Below are 12,338 nucleotides of genomic sequence, written 5' to 3'. Positions count from 1 at the left end.
GTGGTGCGCGACCGGGCCTTCGGCGGAGACGACGGGGAACTGCTGCCGCCCGGCCACCGGGTCGGCGACTGGACCGTCACCGGAGTCATCGGCGAGGGCGGCTGGGCGACCGTCTACGCCGCCCGCCGCGCCGGGGACCCGGTCGGCCCGCCCGGCTCCGACGACATCGACACCGACGCTGACACCGACGACACGGTCGCCCTCAAGGTGCTGCCGGTCGCCGGGCTCGCCCCCCGCCAGGCCCGCCAGGTCGCCGAAGCCGCCCGCCGGGAGGCCGAGTTGGCCCGGACCGCCCCGCACCCCCGGCTGATCCGGCTGCTCGACACCCTCACCCTGGCCGCCCCCGGCCACCCGGCGCTCGACGGCGCGATCGTCCTGGTCATGGAACGCGCCCGGGGCACCCTGCGCGACCTGCTCGCCACCGGCGTCGACGAGACCCGGGGCGCCGGGATCGTCGCCGGCGTCTGCGAGGGCCTGGCCCATCTGCACCGCTCCGGCTGGGTCCACATGGACCTCAAGCCCGAGAACGTCCTGATCGGCCGGGACGGCGAGGTCCGCCTCTCCGACTTCGGCCTCGCCATCGAACTCACCGGCACCCACGGCCACTCGGCCCCCATGGGCACCCCCGACTACCTCCCGCCGGAACGCTGGAAGGAACCGCTCGGCGAACACGGCGTCAAGATCCGCACCACGGCGGACATCTGGGCGCTCGGCGTGGTGATCCACGAGGTGTTCGCCGCCGGGGTGCCGCCCTTCCCCGGCGCGACGCCGACCACCCGCAGTGCCGCCGCCCAGCAGTACGCCGAGGGCCGCGCCCCGCTGCGCCTGTCCCCCGCCGTCCCGCCGTTCTGGCGCGCCCTCGCTACCGACTGCCTCGCGCCCACCCACGCCGCCCGTGCCCCGCACACCGCCGAGAGCCTGCTCGCCCGCGTCCGCGCCCACCGGTCCGGCCGCCGTCCGCGCCGCCCGCGACCGCGCACCGCCCTGCTCGCCCTCGCCACCTGCGCCACGGCCGCCGTCACCGCCGCCGCCCTCTGGCCGCACCCGCGGCCGGCCGCGCACCCGTCCCAGATCCGGGTCTTCAACGCCGAACGCGGCTGCCAGGACCGCACCGACCGCGACCCCCAGTGCAGCCTGGGCCTGGCCGTCGACCCCCGGCACCCCTACACCGCCGAGAACGTCGTCCCCACCCGTGTCTGGCACGACGACGTCCTCGACGTCGACTGCCAGCTCTCCACCGGGCTCCCCGTCATCGACGAGGAGGACCGCACCTCCACGCTCTGGTACCGCATCCGCCTCCCCGGACCCACCACCGGCTGGCTCCCGGCCGTCCGCACCAGGGACCGCCCCGTGCTCCTCCCCTGCCCCTGACCCGCCGGTCCGCCGGTCCGCCGATCCGCCGGTCCGCCGATCCGCCGATCCGCCGATCCGCCGATCCGCCGATCCGCCGGGGGCAGCACCCCGGATCGTTCCGGATTCCCGGCCGACGCCGCTCCTTCTACCGTTTCGACGGCGTCCGCCAGTCCGGCCGGCCCAGCGTCCAGGGAGCAGCGATGCCGACCACCGCCACCACCCGCCGGCCGAGCGCCGCCGTCCTCGGGCACGAGGAGCGCGAGGTACTCCACGCGGTCGGCTGCGGCCTGCGGGACGACGAGATCGCCGCCGCTCTGGCCGTCTCCGAGGCAGCCGTGGCCGGGCGCATCGCGCGGATCCTCGGAAAGCTCGGGCTGCGCGACCGGGCCGCCGCCATCGTCCACGCCTTCGACTGCGGACTGGTCGCCCCGGGCCGCGGCCCCCGCCCGCCGGTGGCGGGCCCGGTGCCGCGGAGCTCCACCGGCCGGACGGCCGGAGCGAAGGTGCAGATCTCCGTGCTCGGGCCGCTGCGGGCCCGGTACGACGGGCGGTCCCTGGACCTGGGGCACCTGCGCCAGCAGGCCGTCCTGGCGGCGCTGGCGCTGCGCGGCGGGCGGACGGTCAGTCAGCAGGAGCTGCTCGACGGCGTGTGGGGGTCGGAGCCGCCGTTCTCGAACGTGGTGCCGGTCCACGTCTACCGGTTGCGCAAGACCCTGCGCGGCGGGGGCGGCCCGGACGCGGTGATCGAGCACGACCGGTGCGGCTACCGCCTCGCCCCCGGCGCCGCCGAGGTGGACCTGGCGCGGATGGAGGGCCTGGTCACCGAGGCCGGGACGGCCCAGCGGGCGGGTGACCCGGCCGAGGCGGTCCGGCTCTGCTCCCAGGCGCTGGACCTGTTCCGCGGGGAGCTGCTGGCCGGCCTGCCGGGCCCGCTCGCCGAACTGGAGCGGCTGCGCCTCACCGAGCGCAGGATCGCCGTCGCGCAGCGGAAGTTGGAGTGGCAGCTGCGGCTGGGCCGGCACTGCGAGGCGATCGCCGAGCTGTTCGCGCTGTCCGCGGAGCACCCCCTCAACGAGCTGGTGGCCGCGATGCTGATGCGCGCGCTGTACGGGAGCGGCCGGCAGGCCGACGCCCTGGCCGTGTTCGACCGCGCCCGCCGCCGGCTGGCCGGCGACCTGGGGGTGCCGCCGAGCCGGATGCTGCGCCGGACGTTCCAGATGGTCCTGCGCGGGGACGAGGCCGGTCTCGGCCTCACCGGGCGCTGAGCCCGGTGGGCCGTCGGCCCCCGGTGGCCGGGGAGTCCCGGCCACCGGGGGCCGACGGAGGGCCCGCGCGAGCGCCCCTCGGCTACCAGGGGTACCAGGCGCCGTTGTACCACTGCTCGCTGGCGCTGTCGTTGTGGTGGTCCATGTTGAAGTCTTCGGGGTAGTTCTTGACGTGGTTGTTCGGGTAGGTCCAGATGCCGGCGGACTCGTCGCAGACGTAGTCCCAGTGGCAGATCGTCTTGACGGGCACGTTGCCGAAGTTCCGGTCGGCACCGGCGAGCGGCGGGCCGATCAGGCCGCCGAAGGGCACGGCGCCGCCGTTGGCACCGGGCGGGCCCTGGCGCTTGGGGTCGGCGACGAGGATGGCGTTGACGTTGTCGAACGTGTTCCAGTTCTCGCTCACCCAGGTGTGCACCACGCCGGCTCCCAGCGAGTACCCGGCCATCTTGACGTGCTGGCCCGGACACGCGGCGCGCTGGTCGCGGACCAGCCGGTTCAGCTCGTTGACGCCCGCCCGGGCGCTCGCACCGTTGGGGATCTGGGTGGGATACCCGACGTGCTGCTGGATGTTGCCGTAGAACCCGTCGTTGTTCCACGAGCTGCCGGTGCCCCCGACAACGATCGTGTAGGTGCCCTCGCACGGGGCGGTCACCCGCGTGGTGGCCGCCTGTGCCGTGGCGCCCTGTGCCGCCGTGAGCCCGACGGTCAGCAGGATTCCGGCCGACGCGGCCGCGATCCTTCGTGCTCGCATTCGATCCTCCTACGCAGTTGGCGCCGACGCGTCCGCACTCCGGCGCGGTCCGCGGTCGGCCCAGGTCACCGGACCACCGTGGCAGCGACCGATGACATCCCGATGACGCCCCCGGTCACCGGGCGGCCACGGCCCGCGACGCGGCGGCACGGACCGGTGCCGCGGTGTCCGAAGCGGGATTCCTCACCCGCTTCCGCTCCGCCGCCCGGGGTGAAGTCCTACGTTGTCGAGCGTTCCCTCCCGCAGGCGGGGCGAGCGGAGGTACGCATCGTGTCGGACCGGGGTCGGCTGGTCGGCGGGCGGTAGCGGCCGGCCGAACACATCGGGCCGGCGGCATGGGGACGGCCCGGCGGACCGAGGACGAGATGCTCGGCCGGGACGTGGCACTGGAGCCTGCTGATGGGCGATCTGCGGCCCGCCCCCGGTTGACCTGCCGTCTCCCGTCCGCGACGTCCGCCGTCGGTTCGCCGCGGTGGCGCAGGTCCGCCCGTGATGGCGCTGTGAATAATCACTGTCTGATCATCGGAGCGCGGTGATAGAGATTCGGGGTGACCATGACACTCGAGTTCCCTGCTCTGCTGCGACTGATCGACGAACGGTCGACCGCCTTCCGCGCCGCGATCGCCTCCGCGCCCAGTCTCGACGCACAGGTACCGACCTGCCCCGAGTGGACGCTGTTCGATCTGGCACAGCACATCGGCGAGGGGCGCCGTGACTGGGCCGCCACCGTCGCCGCAGGACCCGCTCCGGCCAAGTCCGCGGCGGAGGGCGCGTCGGCCGCGCCTCGGGAGCGCGAGGCCCTGCTGGCCTGGCTGTCGGAGTCCACGGAGCAGCTGGTGGACGCGTTGCGGAAGGCCGGCCCGGATCGCGGTTGCTGGTCGTGGTGGGAGACGCTGCAGTCGCCGCACACCACCGGTGCCGTAGCCCGGCACCAGCTCCAGCAGATGGCGGTGCACACGTACGACGCCCAGATCACCGTCGGTACCCCGCAGCCGCTGCCGGTCGAGGTGGCGCTCGACGGCGTCGAGGAGTTCCTGTCCACCTGCGTCGCCACGACAAGTGCCTGGCCCCACAAGCCCGCTGCCATCGACTTCCATGCCTCCGAGGGTCGCTCCTGGCGCCTCTCGCTCTCTGCCGACGGCGCACGGACCGTCCGCCTCCCCGAGCCCGGCACCCTGCCGGCCACCGCTGCCGGCCAGGAACCGGACGCGGCTCCCGCCTCCCTCTCGGCTCGGGGCACGGCCAACGAGCTGGTCCTCATCCTGCACAACCGCATCCCGATCGACCCCCTGGAGCTCGACGGCGACCGACGCGTCTTCGAGCAGCTCAGCGCCTGGGACCCGGGCGAGTAGGACGTGACGGCGCGCCACCCCGCACGCCCCGGAGGCTCAGTTGACATCGTCCTCCTCGAAGAGCACAGCCGTGAACAGGGGCACCGTTCACCCTGCGTACCCTTCCGGGCAACTGATGACAACGGTGTCAGCCGAGGGCGGAACCGATAGGGGAGGAGACCGTCCCACACCACGCCGGCTGCGGGTCCGGCCGCCGGAACCGGGCACCGCGTCAGGGCGTCAGCGGGGAAGCTCTCCGGAGCCGCGCTGGATCAGACGGGTCGGGATCTGGAGCCGCTGGGGCTGCGCCTGCTCGCCGTCCATCCGCCGGAAGAGCAGGTCGGCCGCCATCCGCCCCATCGCGGTCGGGTCCTGCGCGACCACCGTCACCGGCACGGGGAGCATGTCGGCGAGTTCGAAGTCGTCGAAGCCGACCAGCGCCGGGTGCTTCCCGCGGGTGGCCAGGTCGCGCAGGACGGCGACGGTCGCCCGGTTGTTGCCGCACATCAGCGCGGTCACCGGCTCGGGGCCGGCCAGCATCCGGTCGAGGGCGAAGCGGATGCCCAGCGGGTCGGGCCGGCCCATCGCCACCCAGTGCTCCCCCGTCCCGCACCCCGCGTCCGCCATCGCCTCGCGGTAGCCGGCCAGCCGCTCGGCGGCGGTGTAGATGCCGGGGGCGTCACCGAGGTAGCCGATCCGGCGGTGCCCCTGGCGGATCAGGTGACCGACCCCGTCCGCCACACCACCCCGGTTGTCGGCCAGGACGGTGTCCACCGACAGTCCCGCGGCGGGGCGGTCGACGCAGACCACCGCCGTACCCGCGGCGAGCTCGCCGGCCAGGTAGCCGTGGTCGGCCGAGGTCGGCACGATGATCAGCCCGTCGACCCGGCGCTCGCAGAACTCCAGGGCCAGCTCCTCCTCCCGAACCGGGTCCCCGACGGAGGAGGCGGTCAGCAGCAGCGAGTCGTGCGCGCGGGCGATCTCCTCGACCGCCCGGCCGAGCTGTGCGTAGAACGGGTCGGCGAGGTCCTCCAGGATCAGGCCGATGCACCGCGTCCGGCTGCCCTGTCGCAGCATCCGGGCACCGTCGTGACGGCGGAAGCGGAGCTGCTCGATCGCCGCGCGGACCTTGGCCTCGGTCTCCTTGCTCACGCCCGGCTCACCGTTCACCACGCGTGACACCGTCTTCAGCGCCACGCCCGCGACGGCCGCCACGTCCTTCATGGTCGGTCGCCCGGAGGGTTCCGGCCTGACGCGCTCCGCTCCGACTGGCATGACGAGACCGCCTCTTCCTGGACCTGGGTGCTACCAGCTGGACAGTAAGTCCACCAGGGTAGATAACCTTGCCGAAGGGTGGGCAACCGGGTCCGTCCCGCACCTCCGGATCCGGCCACGGCCGGGGGCGCGGGCCCTCGGCGACGGCGGAGAGGACGGAGAACGGCAGGACCTCCGCGCCGTCGGAAGTCTCCGGGCCGGGGGCACGGAGGTTCCGGGGGACGGAGGTCCCGAGCGTCGATGAAGCCGATCGGCCCCGATTCGGGGCCGACGGGCGGGTCACTTCAGCGGGCGGCAGAGCAGCGCGTCGGGGACGCCGTGCTCGTTCCAGCGCCAGGTCATCGCGACGCCGGCGATGTACTCGTCGTCCTTGCACTGGCCCTTGTAGTAGCCGGCCGCCCAGTCGCTCTGCACCGACCCGCCGGTGGTGGGCCGGTTGTCGCCGTGGTCGAACCAGATGGTGCGGCCACCGGTCGGCAGCGGCGCGGCGGAGGGCCGGCAGACCAGGGCGACGATCGAGCCGTTGGCGCTGTAGCCGGCGGCGAAGGTGTCGTCCGGGCACTGGATCTTGTTGTAGCCCCAGGCCCAGTCACTGGTCACGTACTTCTCGCTGTTGACGACGGTCCGGTCGCCGCTGCCGGCGGCGGGCTCGTCGGCGTCGGTGCACAGACCGCTGCTGTTGCCGCGCCCGAGGGCGATCAGGCGCTCGCTGTCCGGGCAGGCGGCCTTGTAGTTTCCGTACGACCAGTCGCCCTTGGCGCGCATGGTGATCGAGAGGTTCTGGTCGCCGCCCGAGATGCTGAGCATGTTCCAGTGGTCGACCTTGTCGACCTGGCCGGTCCTGCCCTGCGCGTTGACGAGCTGGTTCCAGCCGTCGACCCGCCAGTCGCCGCCGTCCTGGAGGCCGTAGCGCTTGCCCTTGGCGTCGTAGGAGATCAGGGCCCAGTTGTCGTTCGGCTTGCCGTTGGCGTCGGTCCAGCCGACCAGCGGCCACATGGCGAAGTCGGTGTCGTGGCTCGCCAGGATGTCGGTGAACCGGTCGAACCAGTCCTTCTCCTTGCCGTTGTCGGACCCGCGGCCGGCGGCGCCGAACTCGCTGATCCACACCGGGGCGGTGAAGTGCTGACCGGCCTCGGTGACGAACAGCGCCTGATCGCCGACGACCTTGACGAGCTCCTCGGGGCTGAGGTCCTGGTACCGGGGGTCGTTGGTCTCCCCGTTCTGCCAACCACCGCTCGCACCGGTGTGGTTGGGCCCGGTGTAGCCGTAGAAGTGCGCGGCGTAGACCAGCTTGCCCGACCGGATCAGGGTGTTCGACAGATGGCCGACCGGGGTGAGCGTCGGACGGCCGTGGCTGAACATGCCCTGGGGGATGCCCTGCCAGTTGATGCCCTCCATGACGATCAGCACGTCCGGGTCGGCCTCGAGGATCGCGTTACCGGCCTCCTCGAACGCCTTGTAGAGGTCGTGGCTGTCACCCGTGCCCCAGTTGGGGTCGTCCCAGGTGTCGCGACGGACCTCGTTGCGCAGGTCGGCGCCGACCACCCGCTTGTTCGCCTTGTAGCGGTTCACCAGGAACACCCAGTCGTCGACCCACTGCTGGGTGGACTGACCGCTGTTCCACCGCTCGTTGCCGTCCAGGGAGCAGCAGAAGCGGTAGCTGGTGGTGTGGTTGTTGAGGACGACCGCGAAGCCGTCGGCCGTGAGCGCGGCGACCACGGCGTCGTAGACCTGCAGCGGGGTCTTGCCCCTGAGCTGCGGGTTGGCGGTGACCGCCGCGTCGGGCACCGTCGTGGTGTCGTGGATCATCGCGTTGGCGAACGGCAGCCGGACGCTGTTGATGCCCAGGCCGTGGAAGTCTGACATCAGCTGGGCCATCGGCACCCGGTCCAGACCGAGCGGGATGTTGTGCGACACCTGCCCCGCCTGGTTGTTCGCCGGGTCGTCGACGTCCCCGCTGCCCTCCCAGGTGCCCTGGGCGCCGGCCCAGTTGGCCGACTTCAGCTTGAAGCGGTCTCCCTTGGCGTCGACGATGTACCGGCCTCGGGTGCTCAGCGGGCCCGTCCAGGACGCGGTGAGCTGTCCGCCCGTCAGCACCGGGGCGGTGACCGCGGAGTCGGCCGCGGCGGCGACCGGCACGGCGGTGACGCCGGGCACGCCCGCGAGGACGAGTGCCGCCGCGGCGACCGCGGCGGACAGGATGCGGTTGACCGATCGCCGGACAACAGGAGCCGTACTGCTGGATCTCATGGTGCTTTCCCTCCAGGGGTTGGGGACGGTGGCGTCCCGGAGTGGTGCGACCGTGGATTGCTGCGGCCGGACCGTAGGGCGGTCCGGTGTCGGGGCGCGGCTGGTGGTGGCGATGGGGAGCACGGCTCGTCGTCCGACGTGGCCGGTTTCCGCCGTGCACGGCCGGCGGTGACGGGCACCGGCGGCTCGGTGCGGGTGTTCGGGGCCGGTGGCCCGGGAGCGGGGTGGTGGCGTCCTCAGGGAAGAGCGCCTGGATGCCCACGACGGCGCCACCGCGGGCCCATTCGTCCCAGGGGAGGGGACGCAGGGTCAGCGGGCATGTCGCGGCCGCCTTGAGCAGCGCGAGGTGCAGGCCTCCTTGATGTGCGCGCCGAAGAGGTCGCAGGTGTCGAGCCCTTCACCGGTGACGACGACGCGCTCGGGCCCGACGAGGTTCACCAGGGTGGCGATGCCGACCCCGATGGCCCGACCGGCCCGGACGAAGGCTCCCCGCGCGGCCCGGTCCCCGTCCCGGGCGAACTGCGCCGTCCTCGGCCAGCAGCATGGCGAGGACGGCGGTCTCGGCAGGCGCGGAGACCAGCGGCTGCGAGTGATTCGGAAACACGGCGGCAACGTACTCGCAATTAAATAACGTTGTCCAGTATTAGGTCGAAGCCCGGTTCGCGGAACGCGCGCCCGCCGTCGGCCTCCGCCTCCTCGCCGTGCCCGAGGGTGGCGGCCGTCTGGACCCGGACGAGGTCGAGGACGGCGCGCGCCCGGCGGTCGTCGGGCAGGTCGGCCATCCGGTGGGACCGCGAGGCGTCGTCGGCGCCGGCCGCCGCGGGCCGGCCGGGGTCAGCTCCGGACGCGGCTGACCCGCCCCTCGTCCCAGACCGGTTCGTCGGCCTCGACCACCCGGCCGTCCGCCCGGAAGACCAGGAAGCGGCTGAACACCCGGGCGAACCAGCGGTCGTGGGTGACCGCCACCACCGTCCCGGTGAACGCCGCCAGGGCCTCCTCCAGTGCCTCGGCCGAGATGAGGTCGAGGTTGTCGGTCGGCTCGTCCAGCAGCAGCAGCGTCGCCCCGGCCAGCTCCAGCAGCAGGATCTGGAACCGCGCCTGCTGGCCGCCCGACAGGGTCTCGAAGTTCTGCCGACCCGCGCCCGCCAGCCCGTACCGGCTCAGGGCCGACATCGCGCGCTCCAGGTCCAGCCCGGGGCGGTCGCCCTCGCCGGCGCCCAGGATCTCGGCCGGCGTCCGGCCGGCCCACTCCGGGTGCCGGTGCGTCTGGGCGAACAGCCCGGGCCGCACCCGTGCGCCCAGCCGACACTCGCCGGTGTGCGCCACCGTACCGGCCGCCTCCCCGTCGGCCTCGTCCAGCAGGCGCAGGAAGTGGCTCTTCCCGGACCCGTTCGACCCGAGCACGCAGACCCGGTCCCCGAAGAACACCTCCAGGTCGAACGGCCGCATCAGGCCGCTGAGTTCGAGTCCCTGACAGGTGATCGCCCGGATGCCCGTCCGGCCGCCGCGCAGGTCCGGCGCGACCCGCTGGCGGCGCGGCGGCGCGGGCGGCGGCCCGGCCTCCTCGAACTTCGCCAGCCTGGTTTGCGCGGCGTGGTAGCGCGAGGCCATCTCGTCGCTGATCGACGACTGCTGACGCAGCGTCCGGACCAGCTCCTTGAGCTGCTCGTGCTTCTCGCTCCAGCGCTGCCGCACCTCCGCCGCGCGCTGCCAGCGGGCCTCGCGGGCCTCGGCCCAGGTGGCGAACCCGCCACCGTGCGTCCAGGCCGTGCCGCCCTCCAGGGTGACCACCTGGCCGGCCGTGCGGCTCAGCACCTCCCGGTCGTGGGTGATCAGCAGCACGCCCTGCCGGGTCTGGGCGAGCTGCTCCTCCAGCCAGCGCTTGCCGGGCACGTCGAGGTAGTTGTCCGGCTCGTCCAGCAGCAGCAGTTCGGCCGGGCCCCGGAGCAGCGCCTCCAGGACGAGCCGCTTCTGCTCGCCGCCGGACAGCGTCGCCACCTCGCGGTACTGGGCCACCTGGAAGGGCGTGCCGAGCGCGGCGACCGTCACGGTGTCCCAGAGCACCTCGTAGTCGTAGCCCCCGGCCTCGCCCCAGTCCACCAGCGCCTGCGCGTAGCGGAGCTGGGTGGGCTCGTCGTCGGCCTCCATCATCGCGAGCTCGGCCGCGTCGAGGGCGGCGGCCGAGGCCCGCAGCGGCGGTGGCGCGACGGTGAGCAGGAGGTCCCGGACCGTCCGGTCGTCGCGCAGGCTGCCGATGAACTGCGGCATCACCGCGACCGCGCCCTGGCTGCGGAACGACCCCCGCTGCGCGGGGAGTTCTCCCGCGAGGATGCGCAGCAGGGTGGTCTTGCCCGCGCCGTTGTCGCCGATGAGCGCGACGGTTTCGCCTGCCGGCACACGGAACGAGACGTCGTGGAAGAGCTCGCGACCGTCGGCGAGAACATGCCCGAGACTGGCGGCTTCGAGGTAGCCCATGCGCGGATTGTAGCGGCCGGACACTCGGTGGGCGATCCACTTTCGGCGATGCCTCCGGAGCGGGCCCGGCCGAACCGATGGATCACCAACTCTCGTTCATCAGATCATCGTTAGTCGCTCGATCGCGCAATTCACTCGCAAGTCGGAATGCCGGATAAAGGCCTTGTGCCATTCCTTGATCTGCGGAACGGTTGTACCCGAAGGAAGCGGAACCGCAGGGCGGGCGTGATCTCCCTCCGGCTTTCCCCGTGTTCGTCCGCGCCGCCGCGCTCCTTCCGATTCCGACCCTGCCGGCCCTGCCAGGAAGGCGAGAGATATCCCATGCCGTCCGATCTCGCTTCGCACTCCGACCACCACAGCTCGCGGTCCGGTCCGGCCACCGTCGCACTCGTCGGCGCGGAATTCGGCTGGGGCAGCTCGGGGAAGCTCAGTGCCGTGCTCTCCGCCCTGCGGGACCGGCCCACCCCTCCCCTGCGGTTCGTCGGGCTGGCCTCGGGGCTGGGCCGCCCGCTGCTCGCCGAGCACGCGGTGGCCGCCTGGCACGACCTGCCCGCCGATCCCGGGCGACTGGCCCCGGCCGTCGAGGAGTTCGTGCGGTCCCAGGGGGTGCGGGCCGCCGTGGTCGTACTGGACGGCGCCGCCGCGACGGCCCTGCTGGCGGCCGGCGTGCCCACGGTGTTCGTCGACAGCCTGCCCTTCCTCTGGTCCGAGGGCGACCGGGCCGCGCTGCCGCTCGACGCCACGGTGTACTGCGCGCAGAAGAGCGTCGAGCTGCCGCCCGAGTGCCTGGACGTGCTGGCCGACGCCCGGGCGCTGCGCTGGGTCGAGGCGGTCATCGCCGGGCCCCGCGGCCCGGATCCGGCGACCGGCCACCGCCGCCCCGGCCCCCGCCGCCCGTACCGGAGGGCGCTGGTCAGCCTGGGCGGGCTGCGCGCGCCGACGCTCGGCGATCCGGAGCACTACCCGCGCCTGGTCGTCCCCGCCGCCCTGGAGGCCCTCGCCGCCCACGGGGTCGAGGAGGTGCACATCGCCGGCAACCTGCCCGCTGAGCTGGCGGGCCGGCTGGTCGACGAGTCGGTCGCCCCGCCCCGGACGACCACCGGCCCGCTCGGCCACGGCGCCTTCCTGGAACGGCTGGCCGACAGTGACGTCCTGCTGACCTCCCCCGGGCTGACCACCCTGCTGGAGGCGGGCGGCCTGCGCGTCCCCACCGTCTGCCTGCCGCCGCAGAACCTCAGCCAGATCTTCAACGGCCGCTACCACGGCCAGGCGCTCGGGGCCCCGTTGCGGGTGCTCTGGCCCAAGGACGTGCTCGTCGAGGAGGAGGCGCTGGCGCTGCGCTCCGAGGGGGAGGACCACGCGCTGGAGCTGATCTACGACTCGATCGGGAGGGCCGCGCTCGGCGACGACCGCCCGGCCGTCCGCCACGCCCTGCGCGACGGCGTCCTGGAGGCGCTGCGCCGGTCCACCGCGGTCGACGACTGGGGCGCGCTCACCACCGCGGTCGGCACCGGCGGAGCGGTCCAGGTGGCCGACGCCCTGCTCGGCGTCCTGGCCGCACCGGACCGGCCCGTCTGACCGCCCCTCCCGGGCGCGCACCGCCCGTCACCCGCCCCGCCCGTCCCGTGAGTCGTCTGG

At 73.6% G+C, this 12,338-nt stretch carries 9 protein-coding genes; 4 read left to right on the top strand and 5 right to left on the bottom strand.

The annotated features are described in order from the left end of the window. Positions 1–1,371 (top strand): serine/threonine-protein kinase, encoded by a 1,371-nt coding sequence (locus tag ACZ34W_RS08120; RefSeq protein ID WP_465602583.1) that lies wholly within the window; start codon positions 1–3, stop codon positions 1,369–1,371. 182 nt (positions 1,372–1,553) lie between these two features. Next, the gene (locus tag ACZ34W_RS08115; protein ID WP_465602581.1) at positions 1,554–2,618 is read left to right on the top strand and encodes a BTAD domain-containing putative transcriptional regulator; all 1,065 of its coding nucleotides are present in this window, start codon (positions 1,554–1,556) and stop codon (positions 2,616–2,618) included. An 82-nt stretch (positions 2,619–2,700) separates the two neighbouring features. On the opposite strand, the gene ACZ34W_RS08110 is transcribed toward ACZ34W_RS08115, so the two are convergent. Continuing rightward, positions 2,701–3,369, bottom strand: coding sequence for a cutinase family protein (locus ACZ34W_RS08110; protein WP_329486270.1), 669 nt, complete (start codon positions 3,367–3,369; stop codon positions 2,701–2,703). Positions 3,370–3,917: 548 nt separating this feature from the next. Between ACZ34W_RS08110 and ACZ34W_RS08105 the strand changes: the two genes are divergently transcribed. Further along, the gene (locus ACZ34W_RS08105) at positions 3,918–4,721 is read left to right on the top strand and encodes a maleylpyruvate isomerase N-terminal domain-containing protein (protein WP_465602578.1); all 804 of its coding nucleotides are present in this window, start codon (positions 3,918–3,920) and stop codon (positions 4,719–4,721) included. Positions 4,722–4,940: 219 nt separating this feature from the next. Here the strand turns inward: ACZ34W_RS08105 and ACZ34W_RS08100 are convergent, their stop codons facing one another. The 4 genes from ACZ34W_RS08100 to ACZ34W_RS08085 form a co-directional block, all read right to left on the bottom strand. After that, a complete protein-coding gene (locus tag ACZ34W_RS08100) occupies positions 4,941–5,975 on the bottom strand; it encodes a LacI family DNA-binding transcriptional regulator (RefSeq protein ID WP_465602576.1) in 1,035 nt (344 codons plus the stop codon). A gap of 279 nt (positions 5,976–6,254) precedes the next feature. Further along, on the bottom strand, positions 6,255–8,225 hold the full coding sequence (locus ACZ34W_RS08095; RefSeq protein WP_465602574.1) for a glycoside hydrolase family 5 protein: 1,971 nt from the start codon (positions 8,223–8,225) through the stop codon (positions 6,255–6,257). 623 nt (positions 8,226–8,848) lie between these two features. Next, a complete protein-coding gene (locus ACZ34W_RS08090; RefSeq protein WP_329486275.1) occupies positions 8,849–9,007 on the bottom strand; it encodes an acyl carrier protein in 159 nt (52 codons plus the stop codon). Positions 9,008–9,059: 52 nt separating this feature from the next. Then, positions 9,060–10,700 carry an ATP-binding cassette domain-containing protein gene (locus ACZ34W_RS08085; RefSeq protein WP_465602572.1) on the bottom strand — a complete coding sequence of 547 codons (1,641 nt, stop codon included), beginning with the start codon at positions 10,698–10,700 and terminating at the stop codon, positions 9,060–9,062. Between the two features lie 321 nt (positions 10,701–11,021). On the opposite strand from ACZ34W_RS08085, the gene ACZ34W_RS08080 reads away from it, so the two are divergent. Beyond that, positions 11,022–12,278 (top strand): hydroxymethylcytosylglucuronate/cytosylglucuronate synthase, encoded by a 1,257-nt coding sequence (locus ACZ34W_RS08080; protein ID WP_465602569.1) that lies wholly within the window; start codon positions 11,022–11,024, stop codon positions 12,276–12,278. The last annotated feature ends 60 nt before the right edge of the window (positions 12,279–12,338 follow it).

It is taken from the genome of Kitasatospora sp. NPDC022856, assembly GCF_055561235.1.
This window is presented reverse-complemented; position numbering and strand designations above follow the sequence as displayed.